At 70.9% G+C, this 18,152-nt stretch carries 20 protein-coding genes and 2 tRNA genes; 14 read left to right on the forward strand and 8 right to left on the reverse strand.

What is annotated here, in order from left to right; genetic code table 11:
* Positions 1-4 precede the first annotated feature (4 nt).
* Positions 5-583 (reverse strand): carboxymuconolactone decarboxylase family protein, encoded by a 579-nt coding sequence (locus VK611_00435; protein ID HMG39756.1) that lies wholly within the window; start codon positions 581-583, stop codon positions 5-7.
* Between the two features lie 58 nt (positions 584-641).
* Here VK611_00435 and VK611_00440 point away from each other — a divergent pair, with 58 nt between their 5' ends.
* The 4 genes from VK611_00440 (at position 642) to VK611_00455 (ending at position 3,094) form a co-directional block, all read left to right on the forward strand.
* Complete coding sequence (locus tag VK611_00440) at positions 642-992, forward strand: helix-turn-helix domain-containing protein (GenBank protein HMG39757.1); 351 nt, start codon at positions 642-644, stop codon at positions 990-992.
* A complete protein-coding gene (locus VK611_00445) occupies positions 989-1,951 on the forward strand; it encodes a zinc-binding dehydrogenase (protein HMG39758.1) in 963 nt (320 codons plus the stop codon). Before VK611_00440 ends, VK611_00445 begins: the two co-directional genes overlap by 4 nt.
* A gap of 81 nt (positions 1,952-2,032) precedes the next feature.
* Positions 2,033-2,530, forward strand: a complete 498-nt coding sequence (locus tag VK611_00450; GenBank protein HMG39759.1) for a hypothetical protein — start codon at positions 2,033-2,035, stop codon at positions 2,528-2,530.
* A 33-nt stretch (positions 2,531-2,563) separates the two neighbouring features.
* Positions 2,564-3,094: a hypothetical protein gene (locus VK611_00455; GenBank protein HMG39760.1), complete on the forward strand. Its 531-nt coding sequence runs from the start codon at positions 2,564-2,566 to the stop codon at positions 3,092-3,094.
* A gap of 4 nt (positions 3,095-3,098) precedes the next feature.
* Here the strand turns inward: VK611_00455 and VK611_00460 are convergent, their stop codons facing one another.
* The 6 genes from VK611_00460 to VK611_00485 all read right to left on the reverse strand — a co-directional run bounded on the left by VK611_00460 (position 3,099) and on the right by VK611_00485 (position 5,571).
* Positions 3,099-3,500, reverse strand: coding sequence for a hypothetical protein (locus tag VK611_00460; protein HMG39761.1), 402 nt, complete (start codon positions 3,498-3,500; stop codon positions 3,099-3,101).
* 207 nt (positions 3,501-3,707) lie between these two features.
* Positions 3,708-4,133 (reverse strand): hypothetical protein, encoded by a 426-nt coding sequence (locus VK611_00465; protein ID HMG39762.1) that lies wholly within the window; start codon positions 4,131-4,133, stop codon positions 3,708-3,710.
* A gap of 83 nt (positions 4,134-4,216) precedes the next feature.
* Complete coding sequence (locus VK611_00470; GenBank protein ID HMG39763.1) at positions 4,217-4,954, reverse strand: DUF427 domain-containing protein; 738 nt, start codon at positions 4,952-4,954, stop codon at positions 4,217-4,219.
* An 80-nt stretch (positions 4,955-5,034) separates the two neighbouring features.
* Positions 5,035-5,253, reverse strand: coding sequence for a hypothetical protein (locus VK611_00475; protein ID HMG39764.1), 219 nt, complete (start codon positions 5,251-5,253; stop codon positions 5,035-5,037).
* A gap of 148 nt (positions 5,254-5,401) precedes the next feature.
* Positions 5,402-5,472 (reverse strand) — tRNA-Gly (locus VK611_00480).
* A 25-nt stretch (positions 5,473-5,497) separates the two neighbouring features.
* A tRNA-Pro gene (locus VK611_00485) sits at positions 5,498-5,571 on the reverse strand.
* Between the two features lie 96 nt (positions 5,572-5,667).
* Between VK611_00485 and tig the strand changes: the two genes are divergently transcribed.
* From tig to VK611_00505, 4 genes are read left to right on the forward strand one after another with little or no spacing between them, the layout of a single operon-like run.
* On the forward strand, positions 5,668-7,089 hold the full coding sequence (gene tig / locus VK611_00490) for a trigger factor (protein HMG39765.1): 1,422 nt from the start codon (positions 5,668-5,670) through the stop codon (positions 7,087-7,089).
* Positions 7,086-7,730 (forward strand): ATP-dependent Clp protease proteolytic subunit, encoded by a 645-nt coding sequence (locus tag VK611_00495; protein ID HMG39766.1) that lies wholly within the window; start codon positions 7,086-7,088, stop codon positions 7,728-7,730. The genes tig and VK611_00495 overlap by 4 nt, the downstream gene beginning before the upstream one ends.
* 33 nt (positions 7,731-7,763) lie before the next feature.
* Positions 7,764-9,035, forward strand: a complete 1,272-nt coding sequence (gene clpX / locus VK611_00500; GenBank protein ID HMG39767.1) for an ATP-dependent Clp protease ATP-binding subunit ClpX — start codon at positions 7,764-7,766, stop codon at positions 9,033-9,035.
* Positions 8,933-10,405, forward strand: coding sequence for a Mur ligase family protein (locus tag VK611_00505; protein ID HMG39768.1), 1,473 nt, complete (start codon positions 8,933-8,935; stop codon positions 10,403-10,405). Before clpX ends, VK611_00505 begins: the two co-directional genes overlap by 103 nt.
* Here the strand turns inward: VK611_00505 and VK611_00510 are convergent.
* On the reverse strand, positions 10,402-11,628 hold the full coding sequence (locus tag VK611_00510) for a hypothetical protein (GenBank protein ID HMG39769.1): 1,227 nt from the start codon (positions 11,626-11,628) through the stop codon (positions 10,402-10,404). The two genes, VK611_00505 and VK611_00510, sit on opposite strands and share 4 nt — an antisense overlap.
* Before the next feature lie 46 nt (positions 11,629-11,674).
* Here VK611_00510 and ndk point away from each other — a divergent pair, with 46 nt between their 5' ends.
* The 6 genes from ndk (at position 11,675) to rodA (ending at position 17,963) form a co-directional block, all read left to right on the forward strand.
* Positions 11,675-12,094 carry a nucleoside-diphosphate kinase gene (gene ndk / locus VK611_00515; protein HMG39770.1) on the forward strand — a complete coding sequence of 140 codons (420 nt, stop codon included), beginning with the start codon at positions 11,675-11,677 and terminating at the stop codon, positions 12,092-12,094.
* 86 nt (positions 12,095-12,180) lie between these two features.
* Entirely contained in the window at positions 12,181-13,215 is a 1,035-nt protein-coding gene (locus tag VK611_00520) for a rod shape-determining protein (protein ID HMG39771.1), read from the forward strand.
* A gap of 5 nt (positions 13,216-13,220) precedes the next feature.
* Positions 13,221-14,060, forward strand: coding sequence for a rod shape-determining protein MreC (gene mreC, locus VK611_00525; GenBank protein HMG39772.1), 840 nt, complete (start codon positions 13,221-13,223; stop codon positions 14,058-14,060).
* A gap of 97 nt (positions 14,061-14,157) precedes the next feature.
* On the forward strand, positions 14,158-14,685 hold the full coding sequence (mreD, locus tag VK611_00530) for a rod shape-determining protein MreD (GenBank protein HMG39773.1): 528 nt from the start codon (positions 14,158-14,160) through the stop codon (positions 14,683-14,685).
* Positions 14,686-14,701: 16 nt separating this feature from the next.
* On the forward strand, positions 14,702-16,693 hold the full coding sequence (gene mrdA, locus VK611_00535) for a penicillin-binding protein 2 (protein HMG39774.1): 1,992 nt from the start codon (positions 14,702-14,704) through the stop codon (positions 16,691-16,693).
* Positions 16,686-17,963, forward strand: a complete 1,278-nt coding sequence (gene rodA / locus VK611_00540; protein ID HMG39775.1) for a rod shape-determining protein RodA — start codon at positions 16,686-16,688, stop codon at positions 17,961-17,963. Before mrdA ends, rodA begins: the two co-directional genes overlap by 8 nt.
* The last annotated feature ends 189 nt before the right edge of the window (positions 17,964-18,152 follow it).

Raw genomic sequence — 18,152 nt, forward strand, 5'->3', positions numbered from 1 at the left:
GCGGTCAGGACGACGACGGCTCCGGCGCGTAGTCGGCGAAGCGGGGTGCCCAGGTCTCGTGGTCGACCTGGGCACCGTTCGCGGCGTAGCTGATGGCGTGGTACCAGCCGGCGAGGAAGAGGAGGTCGAGCCGCTGCTCGGTTGACCGGGTGGCGGCGAGGGCCGACCAGGCGTCGTCGTCGAGGTGCGACGTGTCGTGCAGCTGGTCTGCGGCGGCGACGAGGGCGGCCTCGGCGGGGTCGGTCCAGCACGCATCGGCGGGGGAGCCGTGGGTGAGTGACGCCACCTGGTCGCGGTCGAGCCCCACCCGCTCGGCGTACACCGCCACGTGCACGCCCCACTCGTACTCGCAGGCGCAGCGGGCACACGTGCGAAGGATGACGATCTCGCGCTCGCGCCTCGACAGCGACAGGTCCCGGCCCAGCTCGTAGCGACCCCAATGGCCCATCGCGGCGCTCATCGTGGGGTTGCGGACCAGCGTGCGGAACAGGGCGATCGGTTCCGCGTCACTGGGCATCATCGTTGCCAGCAGCGGGCCGGCGGTGTCGTCGAACGGGGCGGTCACGGGGTCGATGCGGGCCATGTCCGGGCACGGTAGCGTTTCGGAAATAGAAACACGACGAGCCGGAGAAGGAGCCATCGTGACGCCACGGCCCGGCCGTCCCGTCCGAGGATCGACCACCGGCCGCCCGCTCATGGCCGCGCTCGATCTGCTGGGTCGGCGCTGGGCGCTGCGGATCCTGTGGGAGCTCCGCCACGGCCCCCTCGGCGCCCGGGCGCTGCGGGACCGCTGCGACCGGATGTCGTCGAGCGTCCTCTACCAGCGGCTCAGCGAGCTGACCGGCGCCGGCCTCGTCGTGCGCGACGACACCGAGCGCTACGAGCTCAGCGACCTCGGTCGGACCCTCGGTGCCGCCATCGAGCCCCTCGACGCCTGGGCCCAGACGTGGGCCCGGCCGACGTCACCGGGCACCGGTAGCGTGCCGACATGAAGGCTGCCGTTTACTACGAGACGGGTGGGCCCGACGTCTTCCGCTACGAGGATGTCCCCGATCCGACCTGCCACCCCAGTGGGGTGCTGATCGCCGTCGAGGTCATCAGCATCGAGGGCGGCGACGTGCTGCACCGGGCGGGCGGCGAGATGACGTCGAGCCCGCACATCGTCGGCTACCAGGCCGCCGGCACCATCGTGGAGGTCGGCGCCGACGTCGACGACCGTCACGTGGGGCAGAAGGTGGTCGCCACGATGGTGTCGGGCTCGCACGCCGAGCTGGTGGCGGTGCCGTCGATCGTGACGTGGCCCATCCCCGACGGCGCCGACGTCGTCGCCGCGGCCTGCGTGCCCATCGGCTTCGGGACCGCGCACGACTGCCTGTTCGAGTTCGGGCACCTGGTCGAGGGCGAGACGGTGCTCGTCCAGGCGGGCGCGGGCGGCGTGGGCATCGCCGCGATCCAGCTGGCCAAGCGGGCGGGCGCCACGGTGGTCGCCACGGCGTCGAGCCTCGAACGCCTGGAGCGCGTGCGGCCGCTCGGGCTCGACCACGCCGTCGACTACACGCAGGGCGACTGGGTGGACCAGGTCCGGGCGCTCACGGGTGGCCGGGGTGTCGACCTGGTCGTCGACTCGGTCGGCGGCTCGATCCTGGCCGGCAGTGTCCGCTCGCTCGACTACCGCGGGCGTTGCGTCGCCGTCGGCAACGCCGGCCGGGAGCCGAGGCTGCTCGACGTGTCGCTGCTGTCGGCCGGCAACTGCTCGCTCACGGCGGTCTTCTTCGGGCTGGAGGTGGTGCAGCCCCGGGGTCGGGCGATGGTGGCGGAGCTGGTCGACGACGTGGCCGCCGGACGCCTGCAGGTGCTGGTGGACCGCACCTACCCGCTCGCCGACGCCGCCGACGCCCACGCCTACCTGGAGAGCCGTCAGGCCGTCGGCCGGGTGGTGCTGGTGCCCTGACGCCCGGTCCCGGCGGGGCCGACGGGAACCAGCCGGGTTGCACAACTCGTCCGAAGCGGCATGATGCGACGTGGAGGACTCGTGGTGGGGGCAATCCTGGTGGGGCTGATCGCAGGGTGCGGGGACGACGGTTCGTCGGCCGGGCCGTTCGGCGCGGGCGGCGTCGGCGAGCCCGACGCCGGCACCCTGGTGGAGGGCGACGGCTACCGGGGAGTGCTGCTCGACGCCGGGCCGACGTTCGAGGGGGCCGAGGGGTTCGTGCCGACCGAGGCCGACGTCGCCCGGTTCGAGGAACGGCTCCCGGCGGCGCTGCCGGCGGCCGTCAACGCCAGCGGCGAGGAGGTCACACCCGACGACCTGGGCGGCTACGTGCGCCAGTACGCGGGCGTCAGCGGCGGGTCGGACGGTGGCCGCCAGCTGGTGGTGGCGGGCATCTGCGACACGGCGGCGGCGGACGGCATGAGCGACTGGGAGCACGGCTGGATCGAGGTCAGCGACGGCGGCGCCTGCTTCTGGGACGCCACGATGGACCTGGCGACGGGCGAGATCCTGCACGTCTACTTCCACGGGTCCGGCTGAGGCGGGAGAGGCGGCAGCGGTGGGCGGGTCGCGGTGACGCTGGTCGTCGAGGTGGTGGCCGAGCTGATCGGCGGGCTGGTGCGGCTGGCCGTCGCCTATGCGCTCGGGTCGGTCGTGTACCTGCTGGTCCGGGCCGCCCGACGCCGCCGGCACGACCAGGCCGACCCCGCCACCGTCGTCGACACCTACGGCCGCAGCTGGGCGGTGCGCGTGGCGTTGGCCCCGACGCCGTTGCGCTACGTGCAGCGGGACGAGCCGGCGCACCCGTCGCAGCCGGTCGAGCGCCTCGAGGAGACGTCGCAGGTCGCGGCGTGGTCGGTGCTCGCCGTCGGTCTGGTGGTCGTCACGATCCTGGTCCTGGAGGTCCTGCTGGTCGCCGTGGTGGCGGTGCTGGTGTTCGCGTCGTGGCTGCTGCGGGGCAGCTGGCAGTGCGAGCTGGTCGCACCCGACGGCCGCAGCTGGCACATCCCCGTGGGGACGCTGCCCGCCGCGGTCGCCGAGCGCGAGCAGATCCGGGCCCAGATCGAACGGGGCGCCGCCCCGTCGCCGGGCCGCTCGGGCTGAGCCGCTACGCCTGGGGCGGGGGCACCGGGGCCTGGGCCGGGGCGCCGAACTGGGCGGCCTCGTAGTCGGCGGCGGTGATGTCCTTGTGGAAGCGCTTGTGCACCCAGTGACGCTCGCCCAGCAGGTCGAGCTTGCCCCACATGCCCGACACCGGGCCGAGCTGCGTCCGCCGCGGCAGCGTGGCGATCAGCTCCTTGGGCCGCACGCTGAACTTGCCGGCGCGCAGCACGTAGATCGCGTCCTCGGTGACGCACACGATCCGGTACTTGATGAAGAAGAAGACGATGTAGGTGATCAGGAACATCCAGGGACTCGGCCCCGTCTGGCAGACGAAGGTCTGCCGGATGCGGCTACCCGGAGGTAGTAAGGGCTGGGACCGGGTCGCCAGCTTGTCCCGCAATGCCATAGGTGTGTCCTCCCGCGATTGCTTGCGGCGAAGGTAGCCCGCTCGCGGGGTGGCCCTGTTCAAGCTTCTCGGGCTCGTCGTCGGTGCCCGCCGTGCAGCCGGACGACGAGCAGCCGGACGCCAGCATCACGGAGGCGGCCAGGATCACCACCCAGCGATGTCGCATGCACTGTCTACGCTCGGGCACCCGAAAGGGTTTCCCCGGACCTACGGAGTGCAGTCCTCCGTGGCCTCGCTCATCCGCTCGACGGCGTCGCCCAGCTGGGACAGGGCATCGTCGAGGGCGTCGCCGGTCTCGCTCAGGTTCTCGGCGTTGCCGAGGTCCTCGATCGAGGTCCGCAGGTCGTCGAACGACAGGTCGGCGTCCCGCGGCTGCAGGGCGTTGGGGTCGTCGGTGGTGTTCATGACGTCGTTGATGTCGTCACCGAGCTGCTCCAGCCGGCTGTCGACGTTGTTGAGGTTGGTGTCCTCGTCGTCGGCGAGCCGCTCGAGGTCCTGCAGGGCGTCCTCGACGTCGCCGCCGCGGTCGGTCGGGGCGCAGCTCTCGGTCCGGTCGTCGTTGGTCGCGCACCCCGCCGACACGACCGACACGAGCGTGAGCGTGGTGACGGCGGTGAACGTCCGGAGCCTCATGCACCGATTGTAAAGCCCTTGAAAATGGCGCTCGTTGCAGGACTCGTCGGGCGCACGAGGAGCTGTCGCCGCGGGTGTTCGGGCTACTTCGTGACGGGGACGCCGTCGACCAGCACCGTGACCCGGTCGTCGTAGAAGGCGACCAGGCCGGCGACGCGCTCGCTCTCCGGCAGTGGAGTGGGGTACGACCAGGCGACGTCTTTCGTCTCGCCGTCGAGCGGCGCCGAGAGGTGCACGGTCGTGCCCTTGTAGGGGCAGTGGGTGATGGTGTTCGACGGCGCCAGCAGGTCCATCCGCACGTCGAGCCGCGGGATGTACCAGACGGGCCGCAGGCCGGTCTCGTGGAGGACGTGGGCGTGGGTGGAGTCGGCCAGCACGGTGTCGCCCGCCTTCACCACGACGTGCCGCGACGACGGCAGGACGTCGATCCGCACGTACGGGCTGCGGGGGTGCGTGAAGACCTCCTCGTCCTCCTCGAACCAGGCGCTGAGGGCGTCCCACTCGAAGCGGACGTGGTCGCGGAGCTCCTCGAACGGTGAGTCGGGGAACGTCGTGGCCGCACCGGGCACGGTGGCGATGGCGACCTTCACGTCGTGCTGGTGGCCGTCGCCGCGGCTCGGCGAGCGGGTGACCTCGCCGGTGGCGACCAGCGTGGCCACCACGTCGTCGGCGGGCACGTAGTAGACGGGGAAGTAGGGGATCTCCCACACGTAGAGCGGGCGGATCGTGTCGAACACGAGGTGCCCGTCGACGAAGGCACGCAGGCGCTTGGCGCCCGGCTCGATGCGGACACGCCCCCTGGCGGTGGTGGCGTCGTTCATGGACACCTTCCAACCGATACCCCGCCGCCCTTTGTTCCCCGCCCGACCCCGACCCCCGGTTCCCCGCCGAAGCCGGCCCGTCAGGCGTACTGGTCGAGGGTGGTCTCGGCCGCGGTCTGCGCGGCCTCCTCGGTGGGGTAGCGGCCGGGCAGCTCACCCAGGTGGTGGACGAGGTAGACCAGCCAGCCCTCGCTCTCGCCGTCGGGGCCGATCACGTGGCCGATCTGGGCGACCTGCCGACCCTCGTCGGAGTAGCCGTGGTACGAGCCGAGGTACATGCGCTTCCATACGAGCTTCATGGTAGCGAACATACGTTCGGGCCGAGAGGACTTTCCAGGACCAACCCGTGTCGGCCTTCGCACGCTGTGCCGAAGGCCCTGCCATTCGTAGCAGGGCCTCCGTCGTGGCGGCGCCGGGTCGGTGGTGGAGAAACCCGGGGGAGAGGAGAGCGGGTGACGGGAATCGAACCCGCGTTGCCAGATTGGAAGTCTGGGGCTCTGCCATTGAGCTACACCCGCAGGGCCGCAAGTTATCGGGACCCAGTCGGGGAGGGGGGATTTGAACCCCCGACCTCCTGCACCCAAAGCAGGTGCGCTACCAGTCTGCGCCACTCCCCGGTCGGTCGTCCGATGGTACTTGGCGGACCACCGAGCGCCGACAACGGTTGCCGGATGGTTCGAGACGGCCCCGGCACCCCCTACACTCCACGCCCTGTGAAGGCCACCGTCGCGCCCCTCGAGGGGAACAAAGTCAAGGTTTCCGTCGAGGTCGACGAGGCGGAGTTCGACAAAGCCGTCGACGCCGCGTTCCGCAAGATCGCGCAGGAGGTGCGCATCCCCGGGTTCCGTCCGGGCAAGGCACCCCGCAAGATCCTGGAGCGCCGGCTCGGTGCCAACGTCGGCCGCGAGCAAGCTCTGCACGACTCGCTGCCCGAGTTCTACGCCCAGGCGTTGAGCGAGCACGACGTCGACGCCATCGCCGCGCCCGAGATCGACATCACCGCCGGCGAGGAGGGCGAGGGCCCGCTCGCCTTCGACGCCGTCGTCGAGGTGCGCCCCGAGGTGCAGGTGCCCGGCTACGGCAGCCTGCGGGTGGAGATCGACCGCCCCGACGTCGCCGACGAGGACGTCGAGGCGCAGATCGACCGCATGCGCCAGGTGCAGGCCACGACGGCGCCCGTCGACCGCTCCTCCCAGGAGGGCGACGTCGTCACCATCGACATCACCGGCACCCTCGACGGCGACGCTCAGGACGGCCTCACCGCCGACGACTACAGCTACACCGTCGGCAGCGGGATGATCACGCCCGAGGTCGACGAGAACCTCCGCGGCGTGAAGCCCGGCGAGATCCTCTCGTTCCCCGCCACCCACCCCGACGAGGAGGAGACCCGCGAGCTCGAGTTCCGCGTCCTCGTGAAGGAGGTCAACGAGCGGGTGCTGCCCGAGGCCGACGACGAGTGGGCCGAGGAGAACTCGCAGTTCGACACCATCGAGGCGCTGCGCGGGAACATCCGCGAGAACCTGCTGGCCCGCCAGCAGCTGCAGGCGCAGATGCAGGTGAACGAGCGCACCCGCGAGGCGCTGGCCAAGCTCGTCGACATGGAGCCGCCCGCCACCCTGGTCGACAAGGAGGTGCAGGACCGCCTCCAGGAGATGGCGCTGCGCCTGCGGGCCCAGGGCCTCGACCTCGACCAGTGGCTCTCCGCCACCGGCAAGGCGCCCGAGGAGCTGCTCGACGAGATGCGCGCTCCGTCCGCCGACGGCGTGAAGATCGACCTGGCGCTGCGGGCCGTGGCCGACGCCGAGCAGATCGTGTGCGATGACGAGGACGTCGACGCCGAGATCGAGGGCGTCGCCCAGCGCCTCGGCGAGAAACCCCGCAAGGTGCTCGACCGCTTGGAACGCGGTGGTCAGCTCCCAGGGCTACGCTCGGACATCAGGAAGCGCAAGGCACTCGACTGGCTCGTTGAGCGGGTCGAGCTGGTCGACCAGGAGGGCAAGCCCGTCGATCGGGCCGACCTCGAGGTCGCCGGCGACGAGCAGGAGGGTGCCCCGGCAGGTCAGTCAGGGCAATCGGGTTCCACAGCCGCCAACGACGACGACAGCGCCGCCAACGACGACACGGAGAGCGAGTGAATCACGAGACGGTGATCCGCAACTACCTGGTTCCGACGGTCGTCGAGCAGACCAACCGGGGTGAGCGGTCCTACGACCTCTACAGCCGGCTGCTCAAGGAGAACATCATCTTCCTGGGCACGCCGATCGATGACACCGTCGCCAACCTGGTGTGCGCGCAGCTGCTCCATCTCGAGTCGGAGAACCCCGACAAGGACATCAGCATCTACATCAACAGCCCAGGTGGCGACATCACGGCGCTGTTCGCGATCTACGACACGATGAGCTTCATCAAGCCCGACCTGAGCACGATCTGCTTCGGTCAGGCGGCCTCGGCGGCAGCGGTGCTGCTGGCGGCCGGCACGCCCGGCAAGCGCCTGGCCCTGCCGCACGCCCGCATCCTGCTCCACCAGCCCTGGGGCCAGGCCGGCGGCCAGGCCACCGACGTCGAGCTGGCGGCCAAGGAGATCATGCGCATGCGCATCCTCCTCGAGGAGATCCTGGCCCAGCACACGGGCCAGGACGTCGATCGGATCCACCGCGACACCGACCGCGACTTCGTGATGAGCGCGGTCGAGGCCAAGGAGTACGGCATCCTCGACGACGTCATCAGCGCGCGGCAGTCTGCCGACGTGACCGGCCCCATCGGGCGGTCCAACTAGTGGAACGAGTGCAGAAGGGACGGGGGACCTGACGTGGCCAAGTTCGGAGACGGCGGCGAGCTGCTGAAGTGCTCCTTCTGCGGCAAGTCGCAGAAGCAGGTCAAGCGGCTCATAGCGGGCCCAGGCGTCTACATCTGCGACGAGTGCATCGACCTCTGCAACGAGATCATCGAGGAGGAGCTCACCGAGCCGAGTGAGCTGCGCTTCGACGAGCTGCCCAAGCCCGTCGAGATCTTCGACTTCCTGAACGACTACATCGTCGGCCAGGACCACGCCAAGCGGATCCTCTCGGTGGCGGTCTACAACCACTACAAGCGGGTCCAGTACGGCACCACGGCCACCGACGTCGAGCTGTCGAAGTCGAACATCCTGCTGATCGGGCCCACCGGCTGCGGTAAGACGCTGCTGGCCCAGACGCTGGCCCGCATGCTCAACGTGCCGTTCGCCATCGCCGACGCCACCGCGCTCACCGAGGCCGGCTACGTGGGCGAGGACGTCGAGAACATCCTGCTCAAGCTGATCCAGGCCGCCGACTACGACGTCAAGCAGGCCGAGACCGGCATCATCTACATCGACGAGATCGACAAGATCGCCCGCAAGAGCGAGAACCCGTCGATAACTCGTGACGTGTCGGGCGAGGGCGTGCAGCAGGCGCTCCTCAAGATCCTGGAGGGCACCACCGCCTCGGTGCCGCCGCAGGGGGGCCGCAAGCACCCCCACCAGGAGTTCATCCAGATCGACACCACCAACATCCTGTTCATCTGCGGTGGTGCGTTCGCCGGGCTCGAAAAGCTGATCGAGAGCCGGATGGGCAACAACGGCGTCGGCTTCACCGCCGATGTCCGCCGCTACAAGGACAAGGAGCTGGGCGCGCTGCTCGAGCACGTGCAGCCCGAGGACCTGCTCAAGTTCGGCCTGATCCCCGAGTTCGTCGGCCGCCTGCCGGTGATCGGGGCCGTGTCGAGCCTCGACCGCGAGGCGCTCATCAGCATCCTGGTCGACCCGAAGAACGCGCTGGTCAAGCAGTACCAGAAGATCTTCGAGTTCGAGGACGTCGAGCTGTCCTTCACCGAGGACGCGCTGGCCTCCATCGCCGACCAGGCCCTGCTCCGGGGCACCGGTGCCCGAGGCCTGCGGGCGATCCTCGAAGAGGTCCTGCTGAACCTCATGTACGAGCTGCCGAGCCGCAGCGATGTCGGCAAGTGCGTGGTCGACCGCGACACGGTGCTCGAGAAGGTGAACCCCACGCTGGTCCCCCGGTCCGACGTGCCGCGCCAGCAGCGCCCACGTCGGGCGGCATCCTGACCCGCCGGCCCCGCAGCACGCCCGCTCGTCCCTTCAAGGGGATCGACGAGGCCCTCGCGTTCCTGGACGACCACGTCGACTGGGAGCAGACGCCGGCGATCGCCGGCCGCGTCGAGGGCCTGTCGCTCGACGTGATGCGGGTGCTGGCCGAGGTGATGGGCAACCCCGAGCAGGCGTACCCGATCGTCCACCTGACCGGCACCAACGGCAAGGGCTCCACCGCCCGGATGATCTCCGCCCTGCTGGTGGCCCACTCGCTGTCGGTGGGGACCTACGCGAGCCCGCACCTCGAGCACATCGTCGAGCGCATCGCCTGGAACCTCGACCCGATCGCCGCCGACGAGCTGACCCGGGTGCTCAGCGAGCTGGCTGCCCTCCAACCGCTGGTGCTGGAGGAGACGGGCGGGGTGCGGCCCACGCACTTCGACCTCGTCACCGCGGCGGCCTACTCGTACTTCGCCGACGTCGCCGTCGACGTCGCCGTGGTGGAGGTGGGGCTGCTGGGCCGCTACGACGCCACCAACGTGGGTGCGGCCCAGGTGGCGGTGGTGACGAACGTCGGGCGCGACCACACCGACGGCCAGGGCGACTGGCGCCGGCGCATCGCCGAGGAGAAGGCCGGCATCATCACGCCGGGCAGCCACCTGGTGCTGGGCGAGACCGACCCCGAGCTGCTGCCGGTGTTCGAGGCCGAGGGCCCGGGCACGGTGTGGGTGCGCGACCGCGACTTCGGCTGCGAGCAGGACAAGCTGGCGCTGGGCGGGCACCTGATCACGGTCATCACGCCCAACGGGCGCTACGACGACGTGTTCCTGCCCGTCCACGGCACCCACCAGGCCGACAACGCGGCGTGCGCGATCGCCGCGGTGGAGGGGCTGTTCGGCCGGGCGCTCGACCCCCAGGTGGTGCGGGACGGGCTGGCCCGCCTGACGCTGCCGGGGCGCTTCGAGGTGGTGCACCGGTCGCCGCTGCTGGTGCTCGACGGGGCCCACAACCCGGACAGCGCGGCGGCCGTGGGGGAGACGCTGGCCGAGGAGTTCGAGATCGGCGGCCGCCGCCACTGGATCATCGGCGTCCTGGCCGGGCGTGACGTCGACGAGATGCTGGAGGGCTTCGACGTGCGGCCCGGCGACCGGGTGGTCGCCTGCACGCCCGCCTCACCCCGGGCGCTGCCGGCCGAGGAGCTGGCCGAGCACGTGCGGGTGCGGGGCGCCGAGACCGAGGTGGTCCCCGACGTCGCCGCGGCGCTGCGCCACGTGTGGAACGACGCCCCCGACCTGGCCGGCGAGGCCGACGTGGTCATGGTCGTCGGCTCCCTGCGCACGGTCGGCACGGCCCGCTCGGAGTGCCGCCGCCTGGGCTTGCTCTAGAACAACCGGGTCATGTCGACCTCCAGGAGGTCGAGCGTGGTGCCGACGAAGCTGATCGTCCCCATGGCGAGGACGAGGTCGCCCAGCGACGGAGCGTCGAGGTCGGTCAGCAGGGGTAGCCCGGGCGGGAACGTCAGGTGCGACGCGTCGACCCGGAGCAGCCGGAAGTCGACGTCGGGGAGCGCGGCCAGGCAGGCGTCGCGGTCCTTGGTGTCGGGGATCGACAGGAGCACCGCCGTCGGTTCGCCGATCGACCGCCGGCACCAGTCGAGCGCGGTGCGCAGGCCCTTCGGGTTGATAGCCGAGTCGAGCACCCAGGTCTGCGACCCCCGGCGGTGCACCGACAGTCGCCCCGGCAGCCGCACGTCGGGGACGGGGCCGGCCGGGGCGCCGAGCGCCGCCGCCGCTCGCAGGCCGAGGGCGGCGTTGGCGCGCATGAGGTCGGTCGGGAGGTCGACGGGCACGTCGGTCGGTCTCACCATCGACAGCGCCGCGCCGTGGCGTCGGGCCGCGCCCGCGATCACCGCGCCCACCCGGGGGTCCTGGGGGACCGTGAGCACCGAGTGCGTGGCGGCGCAGATCGTGCCGGCCTTGTCCTGCGCCACCTCCACCACGTCGTCGCCGATGATGCCGAGGTGCTCCTCGAAGATCTCGGTGAGCGCCACCACCGCCGGCCGGGTGAGCGACGACTCGTCGGACGCCCCGCCCAGGCCGGCCTCCACCACCAGGGCGTCGCAGCCCCGGTCGACCAGCCACCGCAGCCCGGCGATGGTGAAGGCGCCGGTGGGCGACACGTAGCCGCCGCCCGGCACGTGCGCCGGCAGCCGGTCGACCGCGTCGGCCAGCAGGCCTGCGAGCCGGGCGAAGTCCCGCTCCGGGATCGCCTCGCCGTCGAGCCGGATGCGCTCCCGGTGGCTCCGGTAGCCGGGGCTGGTGATCAGCCCCACGGACCGGCCCGCCGCCCGCAGCGCCGCCGCCGCGTACGTCGCCGCCGTGCCCTTGCCCTTCGACCCGGTGACCACCAGCGGGTGCAGGTCCGCCAGCGGCAGGTCGAGCCGCTCGGCGAGCAGCCGCGCCCGCCCGAGGCTGCGTCGCTCGCCGGGCGCCCGCTGCGCCCGCTCGACGAAGAACGGCTCGTCGACCGTCGGCGCGGCCAGGGGAGGGGTCGGCAGGGAGGGCAGGACGAGGATGATAGGACGCGCCTTATCCGAGAGTCCCCTCACCAGGGGGTTCCGGGGCGGTCACCCAGAGCGGCTACCTTGCGTCGTTGTGACCCAGAGGACATTCGTGATGTGCAAGCCCGACGCCGTCGAGCGCGGCCTCGTCGGCGAGATCGTGAGCCGGATCGAGCGCAAGGGCTTCACCCTGGTGGCCGCCGAACTGCGCAGCGTGAATCGGGACCTCGCCGAGGAGCACTACGACGAGCACCGCGACAAGCCGTTCTACGGCGAGCTCGTCACGTTCCTGACCCGATCGCCGGTCTTCGCCATGGTGGTGGAGGGCCCGGCCGACAACACCTTCTCTTTGCTGCGCAAGATGGTGGGTGCCACCAAGGTCGACGACGCCGAGCCCGGGACCATCCGGGGCGACTTCGCCGCCATCACCACCGAGAACCTCGTCCACGCCAGCGACAGCCACGATTCCGCCGCCCGGGAGATCAAGCTCTGGTTCCCTGAGGTATCCGCCTAGCAGGGACCGGGCAACCATCGACCGCCGGGCACCACCGCTTCGTTAACCTACGCCCGCCTCCACGGCACGGCCGGAGGACCACAGCCATGTCCGACAACCTCTTCTCCTTTCTCATGGGCCGGGACATGGCGGTGGACCTCGGTACTGCGAACACCGTCATCTACGTCCGCGGCAAGGGCATCGTGCTCAACGAGCCCTCCGTCGTCGCGGTCAACATGCGCGACGGTCGACCGGTCGCGGTCGGCGTCGAGGCGAAGCGCATGATCGGGCGCACGCCCAGCCACATCGAGGCCATCCGGCCTCTCAAGGACGGCGTCATCGCCGACTTCGAGATCTGCGAGAAGATGCTGCGCTACTTCATCCAGAAGGTGCACAACCGCCGCTGGTCGAAGCCGCGCATGGTGATCTGCGTCCCGTCGGGCATCACCGGCGTCGAGCAGCGGGCGGTCAAGGAAGCCGCCGAGTACGCGGGTGCCCGCCGCGCCTACATCATCGAGGAACCCATGGCTGCGGCCATCGGCGCCGGGCTCCCGGTGCAGGAGCCGACCGGCAACATGATCGTCGACATCGGCGGCGGCACCAGCGAGGTGGCGGTGATCTCGCTGGGCGGGATCGTCACCAGCCAGTCGGTGCGGGTCGGCGGCGACGAGATGGACCAGGCCATCGTCAGCTACATCAAGAAGGAGTACGGCCTCCTCATCGGCGACCGCACCGCCGAGGAGGTCAAGGTGACCCTCGGCAGCGCCTGGCCGCTGCAGGAAGAGGTCCATGCCGAGATCCGGGGCCGTGACCTGGTCACGGGCCTGCCGAAGACCATCGTCACCACCACCGAGGAGATCCGCGAAGCCCTCGACGAGCCTGTGTCTGCCATCGTTGACGCGGTGAAGGTCACGCTCGACATGACGCCGCCCGAGCTGGCGGCCGACATCATGGACCAGGGCATCATGCTCGCCGGCGGTGGGGCGCTCCTGAACGGCCTCGACGGCCGGCTGCAGGACGAGACCGGCATGCCGATCGCCATCGCCCCCAACCCGTTGCACGCCGTCGCCGTCGGCTCCGGCCAGTCGCTCGAGCACTTCGAAGCGCTCAACGGTGTGCTGTTCGCGTCGTCCACCCGCTGACGCCGATGGCGGTCGCACGCGTGGAAGGGAACCGGGGCCGGCTCGCCGTGCTGGTGATGGCCGCCGTCACGGCGCTGGTGCTCGACCGGCGTGACGTCGCCGTGGTCGACGAGGCCCGCGACGCGGCCGCCAGCCTGTTCGACCCGTTCGACGACGCCGCCGAGGTCGTGTCCGCCCCGCTGACCGACGCCTGGAACGGCTGGACCGGCAACGAGGACGTCGACGAGCTGCGCGAGGAGAACCAGCAGCTGCGGGAGCAGCTCGCGTCCATTGAGGCCGGCGAGGTGAGCAACACCGATGCCGCCGAGCAGCTCGCCGAGCTGACCCGGTCGCTGGAGCTGCCGTGGGCCGGCGACCTCCCCAAGGTCACCGCCCAGGTCACGTCGGGGCCCCGGTCGAACTTCTCGCACGCCATCGAGATCAACAAGGGCAGCGACCAGGGCATCAAGGTGGGGATGCCCGCGGTCACCGGCGGCGGGCTGGTGGGCCGGGTGTCGCAGGTGTCGGGCGGCCGGGCCACGGTCGAGCTGGTGAGCGACCCCGAGTTCCGCGTCGGCGTGCGCCTGGCCGGCACGGGCGCCCTCGGCACCGCCCGGGGCCAGGGTCGGGGCGAGCCGCTGGTGGTCGACGCCTCGATCGAGCCGGGCACCGACGTCGCCGCCGGCACGGGCGTGGTGACCAGCGGCGTCGACCGCAGCCTCTACCCGGACGCCATTCCCGTCGGCAAGGTGCGCACCACCCGCGAGGGTGCCGGTGGCCTGTCGCTCGAGCTGATCGTCGACCCGCTCGTCGACGTCGACCGCCTGTCCTACGTCAGCATCCTGCAGTGGGAGCCCCCGGCATGAGCGAGCGTCCGTCCGCAGCGAGGCCCGCCGAGCGAGGCCCGGGGGAGAGCGAGCGTGGCCCGAGCGGCCCGCTGCGAAGCAGCAGGAGCGGGAAGCGATGAACTCGGATCGAGCCATCGCTCTGCGGCGGGGGGCGCTGCTGGTGTTCGCCATACTCGTCCTGCAGGTCGGCGTGGTGTCCGACCTGGAGGCGTTCGGCGCCTTCGGCGACCTGGTGCTGCTGACCGCCATCGCCGCCGGCTCCGTGGGCGGTGCCGACCGTGGCGCCACCTACGGGTTCTGCGCCGGCCTCGCCTACGACCTGCTGCTCGACACCCCCTTCGGCCTGTCCGCCCTGGTGTACGCCCTGGTGGGCTACGGCGTCGGGATGGCCGCCACCTGGGTGTTGCAGCCCCGCTGGTGGTTCCACCTGCTCACGGCGTTCGTCGGCAGCGTGACGGCGGTGCTGCTGGCGGTCGCCGTCACCCGGTTGATGGGCTCGGAGTACCCGGCCGACGAGGTGACGCGCATCGCCAGCGTGGTCGCGGCCTGGAACGTGGCCCTGATCCTGCCGGCCCGGCGGTTGCTGCAGTGGGCCGTCGGCGACGACCGCTCCGAGCGCTACCGCATCGCGACGATCGGCTGAGGGGGCGCGGGCGCACATGAGCAACGAGATCCCCCGCCTGCGGCTGTCGGTGCTGGGCATGGTCGCCGTGGCCCTGTTCGCCGCCCTGTTCGCCCGCCTCTACGACCTCCAGGTGGTGGGCGCCTCCGATTTCCAGGTCCAGGCCGAGGCCAACCGGGTGCGAGAGGTGCTGGTCCCCGCTCCCCGGGGTCGCATCTTCGACCGCAACGGCAAGGTCATCGTCGACAACCGCATCGACGTGGTCGTCGCCGTCGACCGCTCCGGGTTCAACCAGCTCGAGGAGGAGAAGGGCACCGAACTGCTCACCCGCCTGGCCGGCGAGCTGGTGAAGGTCGGCAAGCAGATCGACGCCGAGGGCCTGCGCACGCGCATCAACAACCAGAAGTTCAGCCGCTACGCGCCCGTCCCCGTGGCCCAGGGCGTGCCCGAGGAGCTGAAGATCTACCTGGAGGAGCACGCCGCGGAGTACCCGTCGGTGATCGTGCAGCGCACCGCCGTGCGCCACTACCCGTACGGGCCGCTGGCGGCGAACGTCGTCGGCTACACCGCCAAGATCAACGAGGACGAGCTGGCGGTGGCCGAGGAGTCCGGCACCCCCAAGCCCTACAGCCTCAACGACGACATCGGCCGCACCGGCGTCGAGCGGGCCTACGAGCAGGACCTGCGGGGCACGCCCGGCAAGCGGGAGATCGAGGTCGACGCCGACGGCGACCCGGTCCGGGTGATCAGCGAGACGCTGCCGAAGCCGGGCAGCGACCTGACCCTCACCCTCGACATCGACATCCAGGCCGTCGCCCAGCAACGCCTGGAGCAGGGCCTGGAGGCGGCCCGGCAGCGCCCGCCGCGCCCGGGCAACGCCCCGAACCAGGGTCAGCGGGGCGCGGTCGTGGTGGAGGACCCGAACAACGGCCAGGTCCTGGCCATGGCCTCGTACCCCACCTACGACGTGTCCCGGTTCGTCGACGGCATCGACAACGCCGAGTGGGCCTACCTGCAGGACCCGGCCAACGAGTACCCCCTCAACAACTGGGCGATGCAGGGCCTGTGGGCGTCGGGGTCCACGTTCAAGCTGTTCGTCGGGTACGCCGCGCTGAAGTCGGGCCTGATGTCGGCCGACACGGTGTTCTTCGACCGCGGCGGCTACCAGATCCCGGGCTGCACCGGCGCCAAGTGCTTCCGCAGCAACGCCGGCAGCTCCGCCTACGGCGCCATCCGCATCGACGAGGCGCTCACCGTGTCCTCCGACGCCTACTTCTACAACGTGGGCGCGCAGTTCTACCTGCAGCAGGAGCGCTTCGGCGGCGAAGAGGCGATGCAGCAGTACATCCGGGACTTCGGGATCGGCGAGGAGACCGGCATCCCGCTCACCGAGGAGGTCGCCGGCCGGCTGCCCACGCCCCAGTGGCGCCGCGAGTACTGCGCCCAGCAGGACTGCGACCCCGACTGGCACGCCGGCGACAACGTCAACCTCGCCGTCGGCCAGGGCGACATGGTGCTCACACCGCTCCAGCTGGCCAACGGCTACGCCACCTTCGCCAACGGCGGCACCCGCTACCAGCCGCAGATCGCGGCGTCGATCGACCCGCCCGGCGACGACACGGCCCCGACGCTGGTGGCGCCAGTGGTGGCCGGCCGGGTCGACCTGCCGCCGGAGATCCGTCAACCGCTGCTCGACGGCCTGGCCAACGTGCCGATCTCGGGCACGGCGGTCTCGGCGTTCAACGGCTTCGACCTGGAGGCGTTCCCCATCGCCGGCAAGACCGGCACGGCCCAGGTGCAGGACAAGGCCGACTCCGCGGTGTTCAGCGCCTTCGGCCCGGTGAACGCGCCCCGCTACCAGGTGACCGTGCTGATGGAGGAGTCGGGCTTCGGCGGCAGCAACGCCGCCCCCGTGGCACGGGCGCTGTTCGACGTGCTCTCGGGCGCGGTGCCCAAGCCGCCGGCCCCCCTGGGCGGGGTGGGCGCGGCCGTCGGCGCCCTGCCGACGGTGGGCGGTGCCTATGACTGACGCCCTCGGTGGCTACGGGGGCGGGCGCGAGCGTCGCCAGTGGCGCGAGACCGTCGGGCCGCGGCGCTGGGAGCAGGGGCTCAAGCGGTCGGAGCGCAAGCGCGACCTGGGCATCTTCCGGCGCCGGGCCGAGCCGGTGTGGCGCCACGTCGACCTGCTCCTGCTCCTGTCGGCGGCGGCGATCTCGTCGCTCGGCTCGCTGATGATCCTGTCGTCCACCCGGGGCACCGACCCCGAGGACTACGACTTCTCGTCGCTGCAGCGCCAGCTCATGTTCATCGCCCTCGGGGTGGTGATGATGGTGCTGGTGGCGTCGTTCGACTACCGGCGCTGGCGCGAGAAGGTGTGGGTGCCGTACGGGCTGCTGCTGTTGCTGCTGCCGTTGGTGCTGACGTCGGTGGGCAGCGAGCACCGGGGCACGCAGGCGTGGTTCCAGATCGGCTCGACCTGGGCGTTCTCGCCGTCGAGCGAGGGCGACTACGGGTTCCAGCTGCAGCCCGCCGAGATCGCCAAGGTGATCGTGCTGGTGGTGCTGGCCTACGTGCTGTCGAAGGGCGGCGCGCCGCTCGGGGCGCGCTGGGTGGGTGCCACGCTGGCGGTGCTGGGGATCCCGATGGGCTTCATCCTCCTCCAGCCCGACCTCGGCACGGCGATGGTGTTCGTCGCCATCGCCATGGGGCTGCTGCTGGTGGCCGGGGCCAAGGCGCGGCACATGGTGGTGCTGACGGCGGTGGGCGTCATCGGCGTGATCGGGGTGCTCAACTCCGACCTGCTGGAGGACTACCAGCGCGACCGGCTCACGGCGTTCGTCGAGCAGGACGCCAACACGAAGTCGACGGGCTACAACCTCAACGAGTCGAAGATCGCCATCGGCTCGGGCGGGTTCGGCGGCAAGGGCCTGTTCGAGGGCACGCAGACCCGGCTCGGCAACGTGCCCGAGCAGGAGACCGACTTCATCTTCACGGCGCTGGGGGAGGAGCTCGGCTTCGCCGGCTGCGCCACGCTGCTGGCGCTCTACTGGCTGCTGTGCTGGCGGATCTGGCGCACCGCCCAAATGGCCCACAACCGCTTCGGCATGCTCCTGTGCGTCGGCGTCCTGTCGATGCTCGTGTTCCAGGTGTTCCAGAACGTGGGCATGACCGTCGGCATCATGCCGATCACCGGCATCCCCCTGCCCTTCATGAGCTACGGCGGCTCCTCCACCCTCGCCGCCTGGACCGCCATGGGCATCATCCTCAACGTCCACATGCACCGCTACCACACCCGCTGACTTTTCGGCCTTTCTCGGGCTTTTCGGGCCTCTCCAGCCGATTACGATCGTCTCGTGGCTTTGAGTCAGCGGCACCGGAGCGAGATCTACAATGTGTGGGCCCCACAGCTCGGCGAGGAGGTGGCCGAAGCCTTGATCTCCCACTTCCCCTCCCGCGACCTCGACGAGCCCGTCACGAAGGAGTTCGTC

Source organism: Acidimicrobiales bacterium (assembly GCA_035316325.1).
Lineage (GTDB): Bacteria > Actinomycetota > Acidimicrobiia > Acidimicrobiales > VFJN01 > DASXTK01.